18 protein-coding genes and 1 pseudogene are annotated in these 22,514 nt (G+C 70.7%); 7 read left to right on the forward strand and 12 right to left on the reverse strand.

Translation table 11 applies throughout. The annotated features are described in order from the left end of the window. Positions 1-3: 3 nt before the first annotated feature. Together K228_RS0114615 and K228_RS0114620 are read right to left on the reverse strand one after the other, a co-directional pair. Complete coding sequence (locus K228_RS0114615) at positions 4-339, reverse strand: hypothetical protein (protein WP_025619106.1); 336 nt, start codon at positions 337-339, stop codon at positions 4-6. Positions 340-591: 252 nt separating this feature from the next. After that, positions 592-1,554, reverse strand: coding sequence for a heme o synthase (locus K228_RS0114620; protein ID WP_025619107.1), 963 nt, complete (start codon positions 1,552-1,554; stop codon positions 592-594). 255 nt (positions 1,555-1,809) lie between these two features. Here K228_RS0114620 and tkt point away from each other — a divergent pair, with 255 nt between their 5' ends. The 6 genes from tkt to pgl are packed head-to-tail and all read left to right on the forward strand — an operon-like array spanning position 1,810 to position 10,167. Further along, positions 1,810-3,948, forward strand: coding sequence for a transketolase (tkt, locus tag K228_RS0114625; RefSeq protein WP_025619108.1), 2,139 nt, complete (start codon positions 1,810-1,812; stop codon positions 3,946-3,948). 15 nt (positions 3,949-3,963) lie between these two features. Further along, positions 3,964-5,142, forward strand: coding sequence for a transaldolase (gene tal / locus K228_RS0114630; protein ID WP_025619109.1), 1,179 nt, complete (start codon positions 3,964-3,966; stop codon positions 5,140-5,142). After that, a complete protein-coding gene (locus tag K228_RS0114635; RefSeq protein ID WP_025619110.1) occupies positions 5,139-6,803 on the forward strand; it encodes a hypothetical protein in 1,665 nt (554 codons plus the stop codon). The genes tal and K228_RS0114635 overlap by 4 nt, the downstream gene beginning before the upstream one ends. 31 nt (positions 6,804-6,834) lie before the next feature. Continuing rightward, the gene (gene zwf / locus K228_RS0114640) at positions 6,835-8,352 is read left to right on the forward strand and encodes a glucose-6-phosphate dehydrogenase (RefSeq protein WP_025619111.1); all 1,518 of its coding nucleotides are present in this window, start codon (positions 6,835-6,837) and stop codon (positions 8,350-8,352) included. 34 nt (positions 8,353-8,386) lie between these two features. Beyond that, positions 8,387-9,400 (forward strand): glucose-6-phosphate dehydrogenase assembly protein OpcA, encoded by a 1,014-nt coding sequence (locus K228_RS0114645; protein ID WP_025619112.1) that lies wholly within the window; start codon positions 8,387-8,389, stop codon positions 9,398-9,400. Further along, the gene (gene pgl, locus K228_RS0114650) at positions 9,397-10,167 is read left to right on the forward strand and encodes a 6-phosphogluconolactonase (protein ID WP_025619113.1); all 771 of its coding nucleotides are present in this window, start codon (positions 9,397-9,399) and stop codon (positions 10,165-10,167) included. The genes K228_RS0114645 and pgl overlap by 4 nt, the downstream gene beginning before the upstream one ends. Positions 10,168-10,284: 117 nt before the next feature. Here pgl and secG read toward each other — a convergent pair whose 3' ends face one another. The 7 genes from secG to rapZ all read right to left on the reverse strand — a co-directional run bounded on the left by secG (position 10,285) and on the right by rapZ (position 16,884). Beyond that, a complete protein-coding gene (secG, locus tag K228_RS0114655; protein ID WP_018251559.1) occupies positions 10,285-10,545 on the reverse strand; it encodes a preprotein translocase subunit SecG in 261 nt (86 codons plus the stop codon). Between the two features lie 96 nt (positions 10,546-10,641). After that, on the reverse strand, positions 10,642-11,433 hold the full coding sequence (gene tpiA, locus K228_RS29195) for a triose-phosphate isomerase (protein WP_025619114.1): 792 nt from the start codon (positions 11,431-11,433) through the stop codon (positions 10,642-10,644). Beyond that, positions 11,434-12,633, reverse strand: coding sequence for a phosphoglycerate kinase (locus tag K228_RS29200; RefSeq protein ID WP_025619115.1), 1,200 nt, complete (start codon positions 12,631-12,633; stop codon positions 11,434-11,436). A gap of 52 nt (positions 12,634-12,685) precedes the next feature. Then, complete coding sequence (gene gap, locus K228_RS0114670; RefSeq protein ID WP_025619116.1) at positions 12,686-13,690, reverse strand: type I glyceraldehyde-3-phosphate dehydrogenase; 1,005 nt, start codon at positions 13,688-13,690, stop codon at positions 12,686-12,688. A 264-nt stretch (positions 13,691-13,954) separates the two neighbouring features. Then, the gene (gene whiA / locus K228_RS0114675) at positions 13,955-14,935 is read right to left on the reverse strand and encodes a DNA-binding protein WhiA (protein ID WP_012014313.1); all 981 of its coding nucleotides are present in this window, start codon (positions 14,933-14,935) and stop codon (positions 13,955-13,957) included. A gap of 54 nt (positions 14,936-14,989) precedes the next feature. Continuing rightward, positions 14,990-15,979 carry a gluconeogenesis factor YvcK family protein gene (locus K228_RS0114680; protein ID WP_025619117.1) on the reverse strand — a complete coding sequence of 330 codons (990 nt, stop codon included), beginning with the start codon at positions 15,977-15,979 and terminating at the stop codon, positions 14,990-14,992. After that, positions 15,976-16,884, reverse strand: a complete 909-nt coding sequence (gene rapZ / locus K228_RS0114685) for an RNase adapter RapZ (protein WP_025619118.1) — start codon at positions 16,882-16,884, stop codon at positions 15,976-15,978. Before rapZ ends, K228_RS0114680 begins: the two co-directional genes overlap by 4 nt. Positions 16,885-17,090: 206 nt before the next feature. Between rapZ and recQ the strand changes: the two genes are divergently transcribed. Continuing rightward, positions 17,091-18,932 (forward strand): DNA helicase RecQ, encoded by a 1,842-nt coding sequence (gene recQ, locus K228_RS0114690; protein WP_025619119.1) that lies wholly within the window; start codon positions 17,091-17,093, stop codon positions 18,930-18,932. A gap of 122 nt (positions 18,933-19,054) precedes the next feature. Here the strand turns inward: recQ and K228_RS0114695 are convergent. The 3 genes and pseudogenes from K228_RS0114695 to K228_RS0114705 form a co-directional block, all read right to left on the reverse strand. Next, positions 19,055-19,849: pseudogene (locus K228_RS0114695) on the reverse strand (alpha/beta fold hydrolase); the annotation flags it as partial. A gap of 39 nt (positions 19,850-19,888) precedes the next feature. Then, positions 19,889-21,901 (reverse strand): excinuclease ABC subunit UvrC, encoded by a 2,013-nt coding sequence (uvrC, locus tag K228_RS0114700; RefSeq protein WP_025619121.1) that lies wholly within the window; start codon positions 21,899-21,901, stop codon positions 19,889-19,891. A 69-nt stretch (positions 21,902-21,970) separates the two neighbouring features. Continuing rightward, positions 21,971-22,507, reverse strand: coding sequence for a Rieske (2Fe-2S) protein (locus tag K228_RS0114705; RefSeq protein ID WP_025619122.1), 537 nt, complete (start codon positions 22,505-22,507; stop codon positions 21,971-21,973). Between the last annotated feature and the right edge of the window lie 7 nt (positions 22,508-22,514).

Here is a 22,514-nt window from a genome sequence, read left to right on the forward strand (position 1 = left end):
AGCCTAGCGAGCCATCGTGCGCCGGGCCATCGAGCGCCAGAGATCGTTACTTGGGCGCATCTGGTCCATCAGTTCCCGCTCCCACGCATTCTCGACGGTGACGCCCGCCTTGGCGCACGCCTGCCGCGCGGTGACGGTGTCGTCCGCGAACTGGTCGCCCCAGACCCCGTCGGAGCCGACAAGGACGATGCGCGCACCGCGCTTGCCGACGTACTCGATGACCGCCTTCGCCCCGCCGTGCCCGGCGGCGAACGACTTGATGCCGGCCACCAGGCCACTGGGGGCCGGAGCGTTGGCGGCCTGCTCGGCCGTCAGCGTCGTATCGGAACGATCTGCCATGACGCGAAGCCTAAGCAGAGTTCCCCCCATGCGGGCGAGTTCGGTGAACCTTTTGTGATGCCAGTTACCCCGAAAGCGTGACCTAAGATGCCCCTTTTGGCCCGATTTACCTGCATAATTTTCGCATTATCGGCCAGGAGATTTCTAAACCATAAACCACAGTGACGGGTTTCCGACCATCCAGGGATTCCCGCAGATCAATGGCGGAGCCGGCTAAAGCCCAATACCGTCGCCTCAGCCGGGGCAGGGCGGTTAGATCAACGCGTCCAGCGCAACGGCGGCGAAGACGACGGTCAGGTAGGTGGTGGACCAGTGGAACAGCCGCATCGGCTTGACCGCCTCCCCCCGTGTCGCCCGACGGCAGAGCCGGTGCGCCTCGACCAGGAAGATAACCCCCACGACGAGAGTCGGCAGCCCGTAGATCGGCCCCATCCCGGCCCCGAGCGGCCAGGCCACCAGCGAAACCAGCACCGTCAGCCAGGCGAAGACGAGAATCTCGGCGTTGACCCGCCGGGTGGACGCCACCACCGGCAGCATCGGAATGCCCGCCCGCGCGTAGTCCTCCTTGTACTTCATCGCCAGCGGGTAGAAGTGCGGCATCTGCCAGAAGAAGACAACCCCGAAGAGCGCCCAGGCGGCCGGCGCGAGGGAGCCGGTCACCGCGGCCCAGCCAATCAACACCGGCGCCGCCCCACAGGCCCCGCCCCAGAAAGTGTTCGCCGTGGTGGTGCGCTTGAGCCAAGCGGTGTAGACCAGGTCGTAATAGAGAATCGCGGCCAGCGTCAACCCGGCGGCCAACGCATTGGTGAAGACGGCCAACAGAGTGACCGAGACCACCGCCAGCACCAGGCCGAAGATCAGTGCACTCCGTGGTGCGACGGTGTGCGCCGGCAGCGGGCGACGCTTGGTGCGCCGCATCACCTGATCGATATCCCGGTCGATGTAGCAGTTCAGGACGCTGGCCGCGCCGGCCGCCAGCGACCCGCCGACCAGGACCACCGCCATCAGCCAGAGCGACGGCAGACCGCCGTGCGCGAGCATCATCGCCGGCACGGTGGTGACCAGCAGCAGCTCCACGATCCGCGGCTTGGTCAACGCCACGTAGGCCGCGACCACCGCCCGCAGGTCCCGCCGCGAGCCGACCGCCCCATCCCCCGTCGTGCTGACCGACTGCCCGGCGGTGTCGCTGACGGGGCGCTCGGTGATCATGCTCACGGATGCCACCTTCCGGCATGGGCGGGGGAGGTCGGAATGATTGGGCCCCACTCCGGGACCATCACCGCCCCACCCTACGCGCCGCCGTAACGGCTGCCCTGGTGACCCAGCAACGGTGCGGGCCGTCACACCCGTACGCGACGAAGTGGCCGGAACCGGGAGAACAGCATGCACGGATCCGTGGGCGGACGTTTAGGACCGCTCGATAGGGTCACCGGTGAGGGTTCCGCCCATCTGCCGAGGAGCACAACCAACGTGGCTGACAACCGACCCGAGCTTCCTGCACTTACCTGGTCCGACCTCGACCGTCGGGCGGTCGACACGGTCCGCGTGCTGGCCATGGACGCCGTCGAGAAATCCGGCAACGGCCATCCTGGCACCGCGATGAGCCTGGCGCCCGCGGCCTACCTACTCTTCAACCGGGTAATGCGCCACAACCCCGCCGACCCGACCTGGTCCGGCCGAGACCGCTTCGTCCTCTCCGCCGGGCACTCCAGCCTCAGCCTCTACATCCAGCTCTACTTCTCCGGCTACCCGATGAGCCTCGCCGACCTCGAAGGGCTGCGGCAGTGGGGCTCGCTCACCCCCGGTCACCCCGAGTACGGGCACACCCCGGGGGTGGAGACCACCACCGGCCCGCTCGGACAGGGCCTGGGCAACGCGGTCGGGATGGCGATGGCCGCCCGTCGGGAACGCGGGTTGTTCGACCCCGAGCCGGCGCCCGGCGCCTCGATCTTCGACCACGACATCTGGTGCATCGCCTCCGACGGCGACATCGAGGAGGGGATCAGTCACGAGGCCAGCGCCCTCGCCGCACACCAGCAGCTGGGCAACCTCTGCGTGATCTACGACGACAACGAGATCTCGATCGAGGACGACACCCGGATCGCCAAGAGCGAGGACGTCGTGGCCCGCTACCAGGCGTACGGGTGGCACGTACAGACCGTCGACTGGCGACGCGGCGACGCCGACGAGGGTGACTACCACGAGGACGTGGCCACGCTGTACCGGGCGCTCCAGGCAGCCAGGGCGGAGACCGGCCGGCCGTCGTTCATCGCGCTGCGCACCATCATCGGCTGGCCGGCACCGAACAAGCGGAACACCGGCAAGATCCACGGTTCGGCGCTCGGCGCGGACGAGGTCGCCGCGACCAAGGAACTCCTCGGCTTCGACCCACAGCGCACCTTCGAGGTCGACGAGGGGGTCCTCAAGCACACCCGCCAGGTACTGGAACGCGCCATCGCCGCCCAGCGCGAATGGACCGAAGCCTTCGAGGCCTGGGGGCAGGCGAACCCGGACCGCCGGGCGCTCTGGGACCGGCTGGCCACCCGGACCCTGCCGCCGGACTGGACGGACGCCCTACCCACGTTCCCCGCCGACGCCAAGGGCCTCGCCACCCGCGCCGCCTCCGGCAAGGTCCTCGCCGCGCTCGCACCGGTGCTGCCGGAGCTGTGGGGCGGCTCGGCCGACCTGGCGGACAGCAACAACACCACCATGAAGGGCGAGCCGTCCTTCATCCCGGCCGAGCACGCCACCAAGGACTTCCCAGGCAACAAGTACGGCCGCACGCTGCACTTCGGCATCCGTGAGCACGCGATGGCGGCCATCCTCAACGGAATCGCCCTACACGGCGGCACCCGCCCGTACGGCGGCACCTTCCTCGTCTTCAGCGACTACATGCGCCCGTCGGTGCGCCTCGCGGCGATGATGCAGCTGCCGGTTACCTACGTCTGGACCCACGACTCGATCGGCCTCGGTGAGGACGGTCCGACCCACCAGCCGGTGGAGCACCTCACCTCACTGCGGGCGATTCCCGGACTGGACGTGGTACGCCCCGCGGACGCGAACGAGACCGCCTGGGCGTGGCGGCAGGTCCTGACGCACACCGACCGACCGGCCGCGTTGGCGCTGAGCCGCCAGCCGTTGCCGACCCTGGATCGATCCGTGCTCAACAGCGCAGAAGGGGTGGCCCGCGGCGGGTACGTGCTGGCCGAGGCCGCCGGCGGCAGGCCGCAGGTGATCCTCATCGGCACCGGCTCGGAGGTGCAGCTCTGCCTCACCGCCCGGGAGCGGCTGGAGGCCGACGGCACCCCCACCCGAGTTGTCTCCATGCCCTGCCAGGAGTGGTTCCGGGCCCAGGACGAGGCGTACCAGGAATCGGTCCTACCCCGTGGGGTAAGGGCACGGGTGAGCGTGGAGGCGGGTGTCGCGATGTCCTGGCGGGCCTTCGTCGGTGACTGCGGTGAGAGCATCAGCCTGGAGCACTTCGGGGCGAGCGCCCCGCACACCGTGCTCTTCGAGCAGTTCGGCTTCACCCCGGATCGGATCGTGGGTGCCGCGCACGCCACGCTGACCCGGGTCGGCGACATCACCGGTAATCCGACCGGCAACTGAGGGGAGCGAGACGGCATGACGGACAGGCTGGGTGAGCTCACCGCCGCAGGCGTGGCGGTCTGGCTCGATGATCTTTCACGGACACGACTCAGCTCCGGTGGGCTGGACCGGCTGCGCCGGGAGAAGCACCTGGTTGGGGTGACCAGCAACCCGACGATCTTCGCCAAGGCCCTGGGCGACGCCGAGGAGTACGACTGGCAGCTGCACGACCTCGCCATGCGCGGGGTGCAGGTCGAGGAGGCGGTCCGCGCCCTCACCGCGTACGACGTGCGCTGGGCCTGTGACGTGATGCGACCGGCGTACGAGGCGTCGGCAGGCGTGGACGGACGGGTCTCGCTGGAGGTGGACCCGCGGCTGGCGTACGAGACCGACCAGACCATCGCCGAGGCACGGGCGCTCTGGTGGCTGGTGGACCGGCCGAACCTGTTCATCAAGATCCCGGCCACCGAGGCCGGGCTGCCGGCGATCACCGCCGCCCTGGCCGAGGGGATCAGCGTGAACGTCACCCTGATCTTCGGCCTGGACCGCTACTCGGCGGTCATGGAGGCGTTCCTGACCGGCCTGGAGCAGGCGAAGGCGAACGGCCACGACCTGTCCAAGATCGGCTCGGTGGCGTCGTTCTTCGTCTCCCGGGTCGACACCGAGGTCGACAAGCGGCTGGAGAAGATCGGCTCGGAGCAGTCCAGCGCGCTGCGCGGTCGGGCCGCGATCGCCAACGCCCGACTGGCCTACGAGCGCTACAGCCAGGTCTTCGCCTCCGACCGGTGGCAGGCCCTCGCCGACGCCGGGGCACACCCGCAGCGACCGCTCTGGGCCTCCACCTCGACGAAGAACCCGGACTACCGGGACGTGATCTACGTCGAGGAGCTGATCGCCCCCGGCACCGTCAACACGATGCCGGAACCGGTGATCAACGCCTACGCCGAGCACGGCGAGACCAGCGGCGACACCGTCACCGGCGGCTACGACGAGGCGCGGGAGGTCTTCGCGGGCCTGGCGGCGGCGGGGGTGGACCTGACCGACGTGATCGACACCCTGGAGCGCGAGGGGGTGGAGAAGTTCGAGGCGAGCTGGAAGGAGCTCATCGAAGGTGTCCGCCGCTCCCTCTCCGCCGCCAACCAGGGCATCGACCACCCCGGCGACGCCGCCACGAACAACGCGCAGGCCGCCGAGCGGGCGGGGGGCAACGCGTGAGCGAGCTTCTCGGACAGCCTGTCGAAGCCGCTGCCGGCCTCTCTGTACGCGGGGCGGACGCGGTCGACCAGGCCGCGGCCGCCTCCACCCGGACCGCGGTGACCACGGCTGGGGTTCCGGGCCAACTGGCTGCGAAGGACCCCACCCTCTGGGGGCCGGAGGCGGAGGCTGAGGCACGGATTCGGCTGGGTTGGGTCGACACCTACACCCGCAGCCGGGAGCTGCTTCCGCAGCTCGCCGAGCTGACCTCGGAGCTGGCCGACCTGGACCACGTGGTGCTCTGTGGGATGGGTGGTTCGTCGCTGGCGCCCGAGGTGATCTCCCGGACGCTCGGCCGGCCGCTGACCGTCCTGGACACCACCGATCCGGGCCAGATCCGGACGGCGCTCGCCGACCGCCTGGAGCGGACCGTCGTCGTGGTGGCCAGCAAGTCTGGTTCGACCGTGGAGACCGACAGCCAGCGACGCGCGTACTGGCAGGCGTTCCTCGACGCGGGAATGTCCGAGGCGGAGGCCGGACGGCACTTCGTGATCGTCACCGACCCGGGCTCGCCGCTGGCGGCGACCGCTGCCGAGATGGGAGCGTTCACCATGCTGGCCGACCCGAACGTCGGCGGGCGCTACGCCGCGCTGACCGCGTTCGGACTCGTTCCGACGGCGCTGGCCGGGGTCGAGGTGGCCGAGCTGCTGGACCAGGCCGAGGCCTTCGCCGGGTCGTTGGCCGCCGAGCGGGACAATCCGGCGCTGGCGCTGGGTGCCGCGCTCGGTGCGGCGGCCACCGCCGGCCGGGACAAGGTGGCGCTGGTCTCGGACGGCAGCGGAATCGACGGGCTCGGTGACTGGGCCGAGCAGTTGATCGCCGAGTCGACCGGCAAGTCCGGGATCGGCATCCTGCCGGTCGTCGTCGAGTCGCCGACCAGCCCGGGCGCCACCGGCGAGGACATCCTCACCATCAGCTACGGCGGGGCGCTGACCGCCGGGGAACTCGGCGGTGGGGAAGGGACCGGCGGCACGCCGGACGTGGCGGTCAACGGGCCGTTGGGGGCGCAGTTCCTCGCCTGGGAGTATGCGGTCGCGATTGCCGGCGTGGTACTCGGCATCGACGCGTTCAACCAACCGAACGTCACCGAGAGTAAAGAGAACACCAAGAAGATCCTGACCTCGGGCGTGCCGACGGAGCAGCCGTCGTTCACTGAAGGCGCGATCGAGGTGTACGCCCCGGCCGGTGTGCCGAACGACCTGGCCGGCGCACTGGGTTGGCTGATCAACGGCGTGGATGATGACGGCTATCTCGCGGTCATGGCGTACCTCGACCGCGGGGCCGATGCCGACGCGGCCCGACTCCGTTCCACGTTGGCCGAGGCCCTCAACCCGCCGGTGACCTTCGGCTGGGGCCCCCGATTCCTGCACTCCACGGGGCAATATCACAAGGGGGGCCCACAGGTGGGCAGCTTCCTTCAGCTAACCGGTACGGTCGACGTTGATCTGCCGGTACCCGGAAAGCCGTACACCTTCGGGGAACTGCAGGCGGCGCAGGCCGCCGGTGACCGGCAGGCCCTGGCTGACCGGAAGCGTCCAGTGCTGCGGCTACACCTGACCGACCGGTCAGCGGGTGTGACGCAGCTGTTGGAGGCTGCTGGCGCGCTACCCAAGCGACGATGAAGGACATAACAAGGCGGAGCGAGGAGACGGCGTGACAAACCCGTTACGCAACCCGCAGGATCGACGGCTGCCCCGCATCCCGGAACCCTGTGCTCTGGTCATCTTCGGCGTTACCGGGGACCTGGCCCGCAAAAAGCTGCTACCGGCGGTGTACGACCTCGCGAACCGGGGGCTGCTGCCCCCGAGCTTCGTCGTGCTCGGCTTCGCCCGCCGGGACTGGGGTGACGGCGACTTCGAGTCCCTCGCCCAGGCCGCGGCGAAGGCACACGCCCGCACACCGTGGCGAGAGGAGGTGTGGGCGCGGCTCGCCGGCAACATCAAGTTCGTCGGCGGGTCGTTCGACGACGACGAGGCCTTCGACCAGCTGGCGGGCACGTTGGACGGGCTCCGCCAGTCGCACGGCATCCCCGGCAACGCCGCCTTCTATTTCGCCATCCCCCCGGCGGCTTTTCCGGTGGTGCTCAAGCAGCTCGCCCGCACCGGAATGGCGGATAACGTCAGCTCCGGCGGGTGGCGCCGAGTCGTGGTCGAGAAGCCCTTCGGGCACGACCTGCCCTCGGCGAAGGAGCTCAACGACCTGGTGGACGATGTCTTCACCCGCCGGGACGTCTTCCGCATCGACCACTACCTGGGCAAGGAGACGGTTCAGAACATCCTCGCCCTGCGGTTCGCCAACAACCTGTTCGAGCCGTTGTGGAACTCGAAATACGTCGACTCGGTACAGATCACCATGGCCGAGGACGTGGGCATCGGCACCCGGGCCGGGTTCTACGACACCGCCGGTGCCGCCCGGGACGTGCTCCAGAACCACCTCCTTCAGCTACTCGCGCTGGTGGCGATGGAGGAGCCCACCAGCTTCGCCGCCGACGAGATCCGCGCCGAGAAGCTCAAGGTACTCAAGGCCATCACCCTGCCACCCGACGTGGACCACGGGACCGTACGCGGCCAGTACCTGCCCGGCTGGGTCGGCGGTGAACGCGCGCTCGGCTACCTGGACGAGAAGGGAGTCCCGGCGGATTCGACCACCGAGACCTACGTCGCGGTGCAGCTTGGCATCCAGAACCGACGGTGGGCGGGGGTGCCCTTCTACATCCGCGCCGGCAAGCGGATGCCCCGGCAGGTGACCGAGGTCGCGATCATGTTCAAGCAGGCCCCACACCTACCGTTCAACGACGCCGATGTGGAGTCGCTGGGCAACAACCAACTCGTCATCCGGGTCCAGCCGGACGAGGGCGTGGTCCTCAAGTTCGGTTCCAAGGTGCCCGGGACCGCCATGGAGGTCCGGGACATCGCGATGGACTTCCAGTACGGCGAGGCGTTCACCGAGGCCAGCCCAAAGGCGTACGAGCGGCTGGTGCTGGATGTCCTGATCGGCGACCGGACCCTCTTCCCGGACGCCGCCGAGGTCGAACAGAGCTGGCGGGTGGTGGACCCACTGGAGCAGGCGTGGGCGGAGACGAAGCCGGAACCCTACCGATCCGGTGAGTGGGGTCCCCGCCGCGCCGACGAGATGCTGGCCCGGACGGGCCGCGCCTGGCGGCGGGCGTGACAACCGAGCGACGCGAGCAGACCGGGAGGCAGCGATGATCGGCCTGTGGGACACCACCGGCAACGAGGTGGTCAAGGCGCTCGCTGCCGAGCGGCGCAGTGCCGGCGGGGTGGCCAGTGGCATGGCACTCACCCTGATCGTGGTGGTGGACGAGAAGCGGGTCCGCGAGGCGGAGGCAGCGGCGACGATCGCTTCCGCCGCCCACCCGTGCCGGCTGCTGATCGTGGTTCGTTCCGACGTGGATCGGGACCGCAACCGGCTGGACGCGGAGATCGTGGTGGGGGGCCGGCTCGGCCCCGGCGAGGCGGTGGTGGCCCGGATGCACGGGCGGCTGGCCTTGCACGCCGAGTCGGTGGTGATGCCGCTGCTGGTGCCGGACGTACCGGTGGTGACCTGGTGGCACGGGGATCCGCCAGCCGAGATCGCCACCGACTTCCTGGGCGTGGTTGCCGACCGGCGCATCACCGACGTCGCCCAGGCCGACAACCCGATCGAGGCGCTGCGGCAGCGGGCGCACGACTACGCGCCCGGCGACACCGACCTGGCCTGGACCCGGGTCACGTTGTGGCGCACCCTGGTGGCAGGTGCCTTCGACACCACCGAGGCACAGGTCACCGCGGCGACCGTGGTGGCACCGCCGACCGATCCGACGGCCGCGCTGATGCGCGGCTGGCTCGCCTCCCGGCTAGGGATCGACCCCGAGTGGCGGCACACCGACCAGTACTCCCGGATGCATGAGGTGCAATTGCGCTGCGCCAACGGCGACGAGCTGACACTGACCCGCAACAACAGCATGGCGGTGTTCCGCCGCACCGGCCAGGAGGACCGCCTCCTGCCGCTGGTGCGCCGGCCGCTCGGCGATGAGCTGGCCGAGGAGTTGCGCCGGCTCGACGCCGACCAGGTATACGCGGAGGCGCTGGGTGCCGCGGCGGAGCTCTCCGGGCTGCATTGTCGTCCCGCCCAACGGGTGCATGTCTGGAGGGACCCGGCTCAGGCCCGGCGGGCCGAGGCGGGGATCACCGCGCACGCTGGGATCGCGCGGGCATGAGCGAGGCGAGTATCGCGGTCCACGCCGACGCCGAGCTGCTGGCGCAGGCGGTGGCCGCCCGGCTACTGGTCCGGATCCTCGATGCGCAGACCGGGCGCGGTCAGGCATCGGTGGTGTTGACCGGCGGGCGGATCGCCGCCGCCGTCTATCGGGCCTTGGCGGCGCTGCCCGCCCGCGAGGCGGTCGACTGGTCCCGGGTAGACGTCTGGTGGGGTGACGAGCGGTTCCTGCCTGACGGTGACCCGCAGCGCAACGCGACGCAGGCCCGGGCGGCGCTCCTGGACGCGGTGCCGCTGGACCCGGCCCGAGTGCACCCGATGCCGGCCTCGGACGACCCGGCCGGCAGCGACCCGGAGGAGGCCGCCGCCCGGTACGCGGCGGAGCTGGCCCAGGCGGCCCGCCCCGGCACCGCGGTCCTCCCCCACTTCGACGTGCTCCTGCTGGGGGTGGGTGAGGACGGGCACGTTGCCTCGGTCTTCCCGGAGCATCCGGTGCACTACGAGAGCCGGCCGGTCAGTGCGGTCCGGGGCAGCCCGAAGCCGCCGCCGATCCGGACCACCCTGACTCTGCCGACGATCAACACCGCGGAGGAGGTGTGGCTGGTCGCCAGCGGGGCGGACAAAGCCCGCGCGGTCGGCCTGGCCCTGGCTGGTGCGGGGCCGGTGCAGCTACCAGCCGCGGGTGTGCGGGGCATCAACCGCACCCTCTGGTTACTGGATCGAAGCGCCGCCGCCGACCTACCAGCCCGCTTCCGCAGCCTGCGCTGAGCTGCCGCCCCCGTCGGCGCTGCCGGCGGGGGCGGGCACCTGCGGTCGGATGAAAACACACCGCGCGCGGCTCGTCCGAAGACGAACCGCGCGCGGTGTTGACTCGACGTGCTGGGCTCAGCCGAGGCTGGACTGCTGAAGACGCAGCCAGAGCCCAAGACCGACGATGCAGGCGAACCAGACGATGCCCACCAGAACGGTGTAGCGGTCCAGGTTCTTCTCGGCGACCGACGACCCAGCCAGGCTGGAGCTGACCCCGCCGCCGAACATGCTGGACATCCCACCGCCCTTACCCCGGTGTAGCAGGATCAGCAGGGTGAGCATGACGCTCGTAATGACCAGCAACACGATCAACGTGTACGCGAACCAGATCGGCATGGCGGGGGACAGTCCTCTCGTTGCGATCCTCGCCCGGGCAGAACGGGCACGGTGGCACCGACCGGCGGACGGGCGGAGTCAAGGATAGCGAAACGATCAGCCGGTGGTGTGCTCCGGGAACCGGCAGATCTTCGCGAACTCCTCAGCGTCCAGGCTGGCACCGCCGACAAGGGCGCCATCCACGTCCGGCTGAGCCATGATGGCGGCCACGTTCGACGACTTGACCGACCCGCCGTACAGGATCCGCACCTGGTCGGCCGTCTTCTGGCCGAAGTGCCCGGCAAGGCGCTGACGGAGCGCCCCACACACCTCCTGGGCGTCCTCCGGGGTGGCCGTCTTGCCGGTGCCGATCGCCCAGACCGGCTCGTACGCGACGACAACCTGGGTCACCTGCTCGGCGGAGAGCCCCTTGAGGGCGGCGTCGAGCTGGTCGTTGCAGTGCGGCACCTGGCCGCCCTGCTCCCGAACGTCCAGCCCCTCCCCCACGCAGAGGATCGGGCTGAGGCCATGGGTGAGCGCCGCCTGCACCTTCGCGTTGACGACAGCGTTGTCCTCGTGCTGGTTCGCCCGCCGCTCGGAGTGGCCAACCGCCACGTACGTGCAGCCCAGCTTCGTCAGCATCGGCCCAGCGATGTCACCGGTGTGCGCTCCCGACGCGTGTGGCGAGAGGTCCTGCGCGCCATAGCCCACCAGCAGCTTGTCCCCGTCAACGGCGGTCTGCACCGTCCGTAGGTCGGTGAACGGCGGTAGCACCACCGTCTCGACATCGGTGAGCTGCTTCGCGGTGAGACTCGCGGCGAGCTTCTGCACCAGCAGATTCGCCTCGAGATGGTTGAGGTTCATCTTCCAGTTGCCGGCCATCAGTGGCCGGCGGGTGGGGTTGGCCATTCAGCTCTCCAAGGCCGCGATGCCGGGGAGGGTCTTGCCCTCCAGGTACTCAAGACTGGCGCCGCCGCCGGTCGAAATGTGGCTGAACGCCTGCTCGTCGAGGCCGAGGGCCCGCACTGCGGCGGCGGAGTCGCCGCCGCCGACCACGGTGAACGCGTCCGACTTCGCGATCGCCTCAGCGACACCGCGGGTGCCGTGCGCGAAGGCCGCCATCTCGAACACGCCCATCGGGCCGTTCCAGAAGATCGTCCGAGCGTCCCGCAGTGCGGCGGCGAACCCGGCCACCGTCTCTGGGCCGATGTCGAGCCCGACCCGCTTGCTGGGGATCCCGTCGGCCCGCACCGTGTCGTGCGCAGCGTCGGGAGCGAACGCGTCCGCCGCCACCACGTCAACCGGAAGCATGATCTTGCCGTCGGCGCGCTCCAGCAGACTCCGGCAGGTCTCGACCATCTCCTCCTCCAACAGCGAGGAGCCCACCTCGTGGCCCTGCGCCTTGAGGAAGGTGAAGCACATGCCACCGCCAACTAGCAGCCGGTCGACCTTCGGCAGCAACGCCTCGATCACCGCCAGCTTGTCGGAGACCTTCGACCCACCGAGCACCACCACGTACGGGCGGTCCGGCTCCCCGGTGAGGGTGCCCAGCACCTCCACCTCGCGCAGCACCAGCTGGCCCGCCACGTGCGGCAGCCGGGCCGGTACGTCGTACACACTGGCGTGCCGACGGTGCACCGCGCCGAACGCGTCGTCCACATACGCGTCGGCGAGCGCGGCGAGCTGGTCGGCGAAGGCGCCCCGCTCCGCCTCGTCCTTGCTGGTCTCACCCGGGTTGAACCGAAGGTTTTCCAGCAGGGCGACCTGACCGTCGGCGAGGCCGGCCACGGTGGACCGGGCCGAGTCGCCGACCGTGTCCTCGGCGAAGTGCACCGGCGCGCCGAGCAGCTCACCGAGCCGCCCGGCGACCGGGCGCAGGCTGAACGCCGGGTCGGGGCTGCCCTTCGGCCGCCCCAGGTGCGAGCAGACGACCACCTTCGCGCCGGCCTGGACCAGCGCGCCCAGGGTCGGCAGCACGGCCCGGATCCGGCCGTCGTCGGTGATCTGACCAGTCTGCTTGTCGAGCGGGACGTTCAGGTCCGCGCGGACCAACACCCGCCGACCCGTTACCTCCTCGGCGAGCAGGTCGTCGAGGGTACGGATAGTCACCGGACCGACCTTCCCTTCGTCACCGGGCCCCCCGCGAGCTGCCTGCGCGCACTCACAGCGACTGACCAACCAGCTTCACGAGGTCCACCAGGCGGTTCGAGTAGCCCCACTCGTTGTCGTACCAGCCGACGATCTTCACCTGGTTGCCGATCACCTTGGTCAGCGGGGCGTCGAAGATGCAGGACGCCGGGTCGGTGACGATGTCGGCCGAGACGATCGGGTCCTCGTTGTAGGACAGAACGCCGTTGAGCGGGCCGTTGGCGGCCGCCTTCATCGCGGCGTTGACCTCGTCCACCGTGGTCTCCCGGCCGACGGTGACGGTCAGGTCGGTGGCGGACCCGGTCGGGATCGGCACCCGCAGCGCGTAGCCGTCCAGCCGGCCCTTGAGCTCCGGCAGCACCAGGCCGATCGCCTTCGCCGCACCAGTGGAGGTCGGCACGATGTTCAGCGCAGCGGCACGGGCGCGCCGCATGTCCTTGTGCGGAGCGTCCTGAAGGTTCTGGTCCTGGGTGTAGGCGTGGATGGTGGTCATCAGACCCTGCTCGACGCCGAACGTGTCCTGCAGGACCTTCGCCATCGGCGCCAGGCAGTTGGTCGTGCAGGAGGCGTTGGAGATGACGGTGTGCTTGGCCGGGTCGTACTCCGCGTGGTTGACGCCCATCACCACGGTGACGTCTTCGTTCTTCGCCGGCGCGGAGATGATCACCTTCTTGGCGCCGCCGTCGACGTGCGCCTTCGCCTTGGTGGCGTCGGTGAAGAGGCCGGTGGACTCGATGACCACGTCCACGCCCAGCTCGCCCCAGGGCAGCTTCGCCGGGTCCTTCTCGGCGTACGTCTTGACGGTCTTGCCGCCCACGGTGATCTCGTCCGCGCTGGCCTTCACCTCGTGCGGCAGGCGACCGAGGATGCTGTCGTACTTGACAAGGTGGGCAAGCGTCGCGTTGTCGGTCAGGTCGTTGACCGCCACGACCTCGATGTCAGCGCCGGACGCCAGCACTGCCCGGAAGAAGTTACGGCCGATCCGGCCGAAGCCGTTGATGCCAACCCGGATGGTCACAGGTCCCATCTCCTCGCGTTCTAGTCCGCCGGCGTGATGACCACGGGCCGGCGACTAGTCTGCGCCAGCCGGTGGAACCGGCCATTTGACGGTTCATCTCGGCCGCCCCGCCGCGGTCCGAGGGACCGACCGCCCGAGGCGGTGCGCACGGCGAGGAATGCCGAGTGCCGGCTCCCTTGCCGTACGCAGCGACCCTATCCGAGCACGGGGGTTCACGCTGCGGCGGGTGGCGATCCTGCCGCCCCGTAAGCCGCCACCGTCCTATCAGACCACGAGCATGTCCGGCGTGACTGCCGCTTCGGTATCCGGGATGCCGAGATCGCGGGCTCGCTTGTCGGCGAGCGCGAGCAGTCGCCGGATCCGGCCGGCGATCGCATCCTTGGTCAACGGCGGGTCGGCGAGCGCGCCCAGTTCCTCCAGCGATGCCTGGCGGTGCTCCAGCCGCAGCCGGCCGGCCGAGGTCAGGTGGTGCGGCGCGTCGTCAGCGAGGATCTCCAGGGCACGGGTGACGCGGGCGGCGGCGGCGACCGCCGCGCGCGCCGACCGACGCAGGTTCGCGTCGTCGAAGTTCGCCAACCGGTTCGCGGTGGCCCGCACCTCCCGCCGGACCCGACGTTCCTCCCAGGCCAGCACGCTGGCGTGGGCACCGATCCGGGTGAGCAGGGCGGCGATGGCGTCGCCGTCCTTGACGACCACCCGGTCCACGCCGCGCACCTCGCGGTTCTTCGCGGCGATGCCGATCCGGCGGGCCGCGCCGACCAGGGCGAGTGCCGACTCCGGGCCGGGGCAGGTGATCTCCATCGCACTGGAGCGACCCGGCTCGGTCAGCGAACCGTGCGCCATGAACGCGCCACGCCAGGCCGAGACCGCGCAGCAGACGTTGGCGGCCACCACGTGCGGTGGCAGGCCCCGCACCGGACGACCGCGGACATCGAGCAGGCCGGTCTGCCGGGCGAGGAACTCGCCGTCCTTGACCACCCGCACGATGAAGTGGCTGCCCTTGCGCAGACCACCGGAGGCGAGGACGTGGATCTCGCTGGGGTAGCCGTAGACCTCGGCGATCTCCCGCCGCAGCCGTCGGGCCACCGCCCCGGTGTCCAGCTCGGCCTCCACGACCACCCGACCGGAGACGATGTGCAATCCGCCGGCGAAGCGCAGCAGCGCCGCCATCTCCGCCCGCCGGCAGCAGGGCTTGGGCACGTCAACCCGGCTCAGCTCGTCCTTGACCGCCGCCGTCATCGCCATTGTGCGTCCTCTCACGGACCGGTTCCGGCGTGTCGCCGGAGATTACGTACGTGTCTAACGAGCGGCGCCCAGGACCGGCACCAAAGCAGCGGCGAGAGCAGCCGAATCATGACAGGGCGTGCCGTCGTTAACCCCGACCGGGGCGAGGATCAGACGAGCACCCAGCGATTCTGCCGCACGTTCGACCGGATCGGGGTCACCCACCGCCTTGACGTCTCCGAGCACACAGTCGACCCGCAACTTCGGCACGTACCACCGCAGCTCGGCCAGGTGATCAGCGACGGAGAGCCCGAAGGTCTCCTTCTCGGCGGCCAGGTTCAGGGTGACCAGCCGGCGGGCGGGGCTCGCGACGATGGCCGCGGCCAGCTCCGGCACCAACAGGTGCGGCAGTACGCTGGTGTACCAACTGCCCGGGCCGAAGAGGAGCCAGTCGGCCGCGCCGATGGCGGCCAGCGCCTCGGGGCAGGCCTCCGGTGCCACCGGATTCAGCCGCAGCGACTCGACCCGCCCGGTGGTGACGGCCACCTGATGCTGGCCGCTGACGATACCGACCTCCGCCGGCCGGTCCGGATCAACGCCCCGGACCCGCGCCTCGATCCCGACCGGCTCGCAGGACATCGGCAGCACCCGCCCGACCGTGCCCAACATCGCGCCGGCGTGCTCCAGCGCCGCCACCGGGTCGCCGAGCAGCTCCATCAGCCCGCAGAGCACGAGATTGCCGACAGCATGCCCGGTCAGCCCGCCCGTCGCCGCCCGGTCGCCGGCCGTCGGCGTCGGGACCGCGGCGAAACGGTGCTGGAAGAGCCCGGCGCTGCGCTGGGTGGCGGGGTGGTCGCCGGCCAGCGCGACGAGCGCCTGCCGCAGGTCCCCCGGCGGCAGTCCGCCCCGCTCCGCGCGCAGCCGGCCACTGGACCCACCGTCGTCGCCGACCGTCACCACGGCGGTCAGATCAAGGTCGAGTTCGGGAGCGCAGCGCCGCAGTGCCCGCAGCGAAGCGGAGAGTCCGTGCCCGCCACCGAAGGCGACCACCCGGATGGCCGTCACTCGCGCCCCAGGTCCCGGTGCTGCGCGTTGGCGGCGAGGCCGGTCTGGCGCAGCCGCGCGGCCAACTCCTCGGCGATGGCGACACTGCGGTGCTTGCCGCCGGTGCAACCGACGGCGGCGGTCAGATACCGCTTACCCTCCCGCTCGAAACCGGCGGTGGTGGCGTTGAGCAGGTCGGCGTAGGTCGCCACGAAGTCCTCGGCGCCCGCCTGGCCCAACACGTACGAACTGACCGCCTCCACCTGCCCGGTGTGCTCGCGCAGCTCCGGAACCCAGTACGGGTTCGGCAGAAACCGGGCGTCGCAGACGAAGTCGGCATCCGGCGGCACGCCGTACTTGAAACCGAACGACACCACGGTCACCCGTAGCTGACGGGCGTCCTCGGCGCCGAAGAGCTCCTCGATCCGCCGCCGCAGCTGGTTGACATTGAGGTGGCTGGTGTCGACGAACACGTCGGCCTGGTCGCGGGCCCCCTCCAACAGCCCGCGCTCGACCGCGATGCCGTCGGCGAGCCGCCCGTCCCCCTGCAGCGGGTGCGAACGCCGGACGCTCTCAAAGCGTCGGATCAACACCTCGTCGTCGGCGTCAACGAAGACCACCCTCGGGCCGAAGCCCCGCTCCTTGAGTTCCCGGATCGCACCGGCCAGGTCGGTGGAGAACGCCCGGGAGCGCACGTCCAGCACCATCGCCGTACGCCGGGCGGCGCCACCGGCCTTCATCGCCAGCTCGGCCATGTCCAGCATCAGCGCCTGGGGCAGGTTGTCGACCACGTAGTAGCCGACGTTCTCCAGGGCGCGGGCGACGGTGCTGCGCCCACCGCCGGAAACCCCGGTCACCACCACGAGCGTGGTGTCAGTGTCCGACGGATCGGGCCCACCCGGCACGCTCGTCTGCGCCTCGATCACCTAATACCCCCAACGTGTGGCACCGCGACCGGAATCGGGCCGCGGGTTCGAACAGCGACTCTAACCCGCCGAGCCACACAGATCTCCCGCGTCACATTCCCGACACCGGGACAGCTCGCTCACCACCGGCCACCAGGCTTCTCCGCCCGCTGCGCACGGCCTGGGCGTGGACCGTCGCGTCAGGGGCCACTCGTAGACTGCGCCCCATGCCCTCCCCCACCGACCAGCAGCCCGCCGCGCTGGAAACGCTGCGGCGTGTCTTCGGCTACGACGCCTTCCGCGGCTTCCAGCAGGAGGTCATCGAGCACCTGGCGGCCGGCGGGGACGCCCTGGTGCTGATGCCCACCGGCGGCGGCAAGTCGCTCTGCTACCAGATCCCGGCGCTGCTGCGGGACGGCATCGCGGTGGTCGTGTCACCGTTGATCGCGCTGATGCAGGACCAGGTCGACGCGCTGACCGCGGTCGGGGTCCGGGCCGGCTTCCTCAACTCGACGCTGGACCTCGACGCCCGCCGCGCCGTCGAGCGGGCCTTCGTCGCCGGGGAGCTGGATCTGCTCTACCTCGCGCCGGAGGCCCTGGGCACCCGGGGCGTGCAGCACCTGCTCGACCAGGGGCGGATCAGCCTCTTCGCGATCGACGAGGCGCACTGCGTGTCGCAGTGGGGGCACGACTTCCGCCCGGACTACCTGGCCCTGTCGATGCTGCACGAACGCTGGCCGGGGGTGCCCCGGGTGGCGTTGACCGCCACCGCGACCAGCGCCACCCGGGACGAGATCGCCACCCGGCTCCAGCTCACCTCGGCCCGGCACTTCGTCGCCAGCTTCGACCGACCCAACATCCAGTACCGCATCGCGGCGAAGCGGGAGCCGAAGCGGCAGCTGCTGGCCCTGCTCCGGGACGAGCACCCGGGGGACGCCGGCATCATCTACTGCCTCTCCCGGGCCAGCGTGGAGAAGACGGCGGAGTTCCTGGTCGACAGCGGCATCGCCGCGCTGCCCTACCACGCCGGCCTGGACGCGGTCACCCGCGCCCGGCACCAGCAGCGCTTCCTGCGCGAGGACGGCCTGGTCATGGTCGCGACGATCGCGTTCGGGATGGGCATCGACAAGCCGGACGTGCGGTTCGTCGCCCACCTTGACCTACCGAAGTCGGTGGAGGGCTACTACCAGGAGACCGGCCGCGCCGGACGGGACGGCCTGCCAGCGACGGCCTGGCTCGCCTACGGTCTGACGGATGTGGTGCAGCAGCGCCGGCTGATCGACACCTCGGAGGGGGACCTGGCGCACCGGCGTAACCTCGCCGCCCATCTGGAGGCGATGCTCGCGCTCTGTGAGACGGTCCGCTGCCGCCGGGTGCAGCTCCTGGACTATTTCGGCGAGACCGCCGCCGCCTGCGGCAACTGCGACACCTGCCTGCAGCCGCCCGAGTCGTGGGACGGCACGGTCGCCGCGCAGAAGCTGCTCTCCACGGTCTACCGGCTCGACCGGGAACGCAACCAACGCTTCGGCGCCGGGCACTGCGTCGACATCCTGCTCGGCCGCGCCACCGACAAGATCCAGCAGCACCGGCACGACTCCCTGACGGTCTTCGGCATCGGCACCGAGCTGAGCGAGGCGGAGTGGCGGGGGGTGGTCCGGCAGCTGCTCGCCGAGGGGCTGCTGGCGGTCGAGGGAGACTACGGCACCCTGGCCCTCACCGACACCAGCGCGGAGGTACTGGGCCGGCGTCGCACCGTCATGCTCCGCCGCGAGCCGGCACGGAAGGCCCGACCGGCGAAGCCGCGCGGCGCGGCCACCGTGGTCGCCAAGCTGGCGCCGGCCGCCGCCGAGGCTTTCGAGCGGCTACGCGCCTGGCGGGCCGCCACCGCCAAGGAGCAGGGCGTGCCGGCATACGTGATCTTCCATGACGCCACGCTGCGGCAGATCGCCACCGACGCCCCGGCCGCCCTGGCCGACCTGTCCCAGGTCAGTGGCGTCGGCGAGGCGAAGCTGGCGAAGTACGGCGAGCAGGTGCTGGCCGTACTCGCCGACGCCCCACACCCGGCTTAATCAACAGTGGGCAGCCGATCCACTGCCCACCCAGGACCCGTGGGTTGCTGGAACACGCTGGCGATGTCGTCCCACCCGCGCCAGGCGCGAGGACCGACCGGGCCGAGCACGGCGCCGGTGCAGCGTCGGGCGATGAAATCCGTCAGCACCGGGGCGAGGGTCTGCGGCGACGGTACGTGCCCCTCGCCGGGCAGCACCCGGTGTGTGCCCTGCGGCAGCGCCACGGCGGCGGCACGGGCCACCTCGATCATCCAGCCCGGGCTGTCGCCGCCGCTGAGCACGAGCGCGGGCACGGAAACCCGGGCGGCGACCTCCACCGGCAGGGTTCCACCGCGGCTGCGGTCACCCATGACCGCCGAGTCGTAGGCGAGCGTCGGCGCGAGTGCCACCACGTCGGCCCACCACGGCTCGTGGCGCAGCTCGGCCACGGCCTCCGCCGGCACGCCGGTGGTCTGGAAGAACAGCGCCACCGCGTCGTCGCGTCGATCCTCCGCCAGCAGCGCGGTCAGGGCCTCGGCGTAGTCGCGGGCCTCCTGGCGGTCCTCGTCGGTGTCCGCGCCGAACGGTGGTTCGTGGAGCACGATCGCTCTGGCCGGCACCCCGGCGGCGGCGTGCAGCACCAGAGCGGCACCGGACGAGTGCCCGTACAGGATGACGTCGGCACCGAGGTCGTTGACGAGGGCGGCGATATCCTCGACCTCCCGCTCGACGGCGTACCGGCTGGCGTCGCCGCTGTCGCCGCGACCACGGCGGTCGTAGTTGACGACCGACAGGTGGGCGCCGAGCCCTTCGGCCAGTGCGCGGGTCTTCGCCCGGTCGCAAGTGGCGCCGCCGACCACGATCAGCGGATCCGCGCCGAGCTCCCCGTAGCGTTCGTACGCGATCGCCGTGCCGTCCACGGATGTCACCTTCAGCATGCCCAGCCCTTCTGTCAGCAACGCTCCGATAGACACGTACTACGTGCGGGGTTCATCGGGCTGCGTCGAGTCGCCGAGCGCGGCGAGGATCGCCTCGGCGGTCCGCTTGCCGACCCCGGGGACCTCGGTGATCTCCTCCACCGAGGCGGCGGAGAGTCGCTTCAGCGAGCCGAAGTGGCGCAGCAGCGCCTTGCGCCGCACCTCGCCCAGCCCAGAGACCCGGTCCAGCGCCGACTCGGTCATCCGCCGGGAACGCCGCTGCCGGTGGAACGTGATGGCGAACCGGTGCGCCTCGTCCCGTACCCGTTGCAGCAGGTAGAGGCCCTCCGAGGTGCGCGGCAGAATGGCCGGGAAGTCGTCGTCGGGCAACCACACCTCCTCCAGCCGCTTCGCCAGCCCGCACAGCGCCACGTCATCGACGCCCAACTCGGCGAGGGCCTGCGCCGCCGCCGCTACCTGCGGCGCTCCCCCGTCCACCACCACCAGCTGCGGTGGGTAGGCGAACTTGCGCGGCCGGCCGGTCGTCGGATCGACCAGGGCGCCAACCCGCGGCTCGCCGGGTGCGCCCGGCTCGGTCGAGGCCGGCTCGGTCGGGATTCGCCCGGTCGAGGCGGCTGGGTCACCGGCCGACTCGACACCGGCCTCCCCCGTCTCGGCCCGGGCGTCCAGGTAGCGGGCGAACCGTCGCCGCAGCACCTCCGACATCGCCGAGAGGTCGTCGGTGGCGCCCCGGATGATGAATCGCCGGTACTCGCTCTTGCGCGGCAGCCCGTCCTCGAAGACCACCATGCTGGCCACCACGTCGGTGCCCTGGATCTGGGAGATGTCGTAGCACTCGATGCGCAGCGGCGCTGTCTGCAGGCCCAACGTCTCGGCGATCTCGTCGAGGGCCTTGCTCCGGGTGGTCAGATCACCGGCGCGTTTGAGCTTGTGCCGGGCCAGGGCGTCGGTGGCGTTCCGCGCGACCGTCTCCAGCAGGGCCCGCTTGTCGCCGCGCTGCGGCACCCGCAGCGTCACCCGGCTGCCGCGGTGGTCGGAGAGCCAGTCGGCGAGCGCCTCGACGTCGGCGGGCAGCTCGGGCACGAGCAACTCCCGGGGGACATCAGCCTCGCCGTGCTCCCCGCCATAGACCTGGGTGCAGAAGTGGTGGACGAGGTCGCCGATGCTCAGCTCCTCGGTCTTCTCGACCACCCAGCCACGCTGGCCACGGATCCGCCCGTCCCGCACGTGAAACACCTGCACGGCCGCCTCGAGCGGGTCGTCGGCGAAGGCGACCACGTCGGCGTCGGTGCCGTCGCCGAAGACCACGGTCTGCTTCTCCATCGCCCGGCGCAGGGCGGCCAGGTCGTCGCGGAGCCGGGCGGCCCGCTCGAACTCCAGCGCTGCGCTGGCGTCGGCCATCTCCCGCTCCAACCGGCGGACCATGAGGTCGGTCCGGCCGCCCATGAAGTCGCAGAAGCCGTCCACGATCGCCCGGTGCTCCTCGACGGAGACGCTGCCGACGCAGGGCGCGGAGCACTTGTCGATGTAGCCCAGCAGGCAGGGGCGGCCGACCTGCCCGGCCCGCTTGAACACCCCCGACGAGCAGGTGCGCGCCGGAAAGACCCGGAGCAGCAGGTCGAGCGTCTCGCGGATCGCCCAGGCGTGCGAGTACGGCCCGAAGTAGCGCACACCCTTACGCTTCGCTCCCCGCATAACCTGGAGTCGGGGGAACTCCTCGGCGACGGTGACCGCCAGGTACGGGTAGGACTTGTCGTCCCGGTAGCGGACGTTGAACCGCGGGTCGTACTGCTTGATCTCGGTGAACTCCTGCTGGAGCGCCTCGACCTCGGTGGCGACGGAGATCCAGTCCACCGATTCGGCGGTGAAGACCATCTGCCGGGTGCGCTGGTGCAGATTGACCGGGTCGGCGAAGTAGGAGTTGAGCCGGTTGCGCAGGTTGCGCGCCTTGCCGACATAGATCACCCGGCCGGTTCCGTCGCGGAACCGGTAGACCCCCGGTGACTCCGGGATCGTGCCGGGGGCGGGACGGTAGGACGAGGGATCAGCCACGTTCCGAGCCTAGTCGCCGACTCCGACGGCCTCCTGCTACGCCAGCCCCCGGCACGCCAGCCCGCGCGGTCAGGCGAGCGAGATCCGGTCGCCGGTGACCTTGACATCCCGCGGGGCGAGGGGCTTGGTCGACGGGCCGGACTGCACCGCGCCGTCCTCGATCGAGAACTTGCTCCCGTGACAGGTGCAGTTGATCGTGCCACCGTCAACGTTTGCCACCGGGCAGCCCTGGTGAGGGCAGATCGGGTCGAAGCCCTTGAACTCCCCTGGCGAGGGCTGGGTGATGACAATCCCCTGGGCGGCGTAGACGGTGCCACCTCCGACCGGGATGTCGCTGGTCCGGGCCAGCGACTGGGCGCCCTCCCGATCGCCGCCACCCGGGTCGCCGCTCTCGGTCAGCGCCGGGCCGGGGCTGACCCCGGCTTCGCCGGTGGAGTCGTCGCCGCAGGCGGCCAGGGCCATCGCCGCGCCGACGGCACCCGCACCGGTCAGCAACACCCGCCGGGTCCGCGCACTGTTGCCAGCCCCGGCTCCGGCGCTAGCTCCGGCTCCGCTGCCAGCGCCGGCTTCGGTGCCAGTCCCCGTCGGCATCTGCTCGTCACTCATTCCGCAA

The organism is Salinispora cortesiana, from assembly GCF_000484695.1.
GTDB classification, from domain to species: Bacteria; Actinomycetota; Actinomycetes; order Mycobacteriales; family Micromonosporaceae; genus Micromonospora; species Micromonospora cortesiana.

Coding starts and splice junctions, on each gene's coding strand:
- K228_RS0114645 (WP_025619112.1), top strand. CDS start 8,387: ATGATCGGCCTGTGGGACACCACCGGCAACGAGGTGGTCAAGGCGCTC.
- K228_RS0114705 (WP_025619122.1), bottom strand. CDS start 22,507: ATGAGTGACGAGCAGATGCCGACGGGGACTGGCACCGAAGCCGGCGCT.
- tal (WP_025619109.1), top strand. CDS start 3,964: ATGACGGACAGGCTGGGTGAGCTCACCGCCGCAGGCGTGGCGGTCTGG.
- whiA (WP_012014313.1), bottom strand. CDS start 14,935: ATGGCGATGACGGCGGCGGTCAAGGACGAGCTGAGCCGGGTTGACGTG.
- K228_RS0114615 (WP_025619106.1), bottom strand. CDS start 339: ATGGCAGATCGTTCCGATACGACGCTGACGGCCGAGCAGGCCGCCAAC.
- recQ (WP_025619119.1), top strand. CDS start 17,091: ATGCCCTCCCCCACCGACCAGCAGCCCGCCGCGCTGGAAACGCTGCGG.
- tpiA (WP_025619114.1), bottom strand. CDS start 11,433: ATGGCCAACCCCACCCGCCGGCCACTGATGGCCGGCAACTGGAAGATG.
- pgl (WP_025619113.1), top strand. CDS start 9,397: ATGAGCGAGGCGAGTATCGCGGTCCACGCCGACGCCGAGCTGCTGGCG.
- secG (WP_018251559.1), bottom strand. CDS start 10,545: ATGCCGATCTGGTTCGCGTACACGTTGATCGTGTTGCTGGTCATTACG.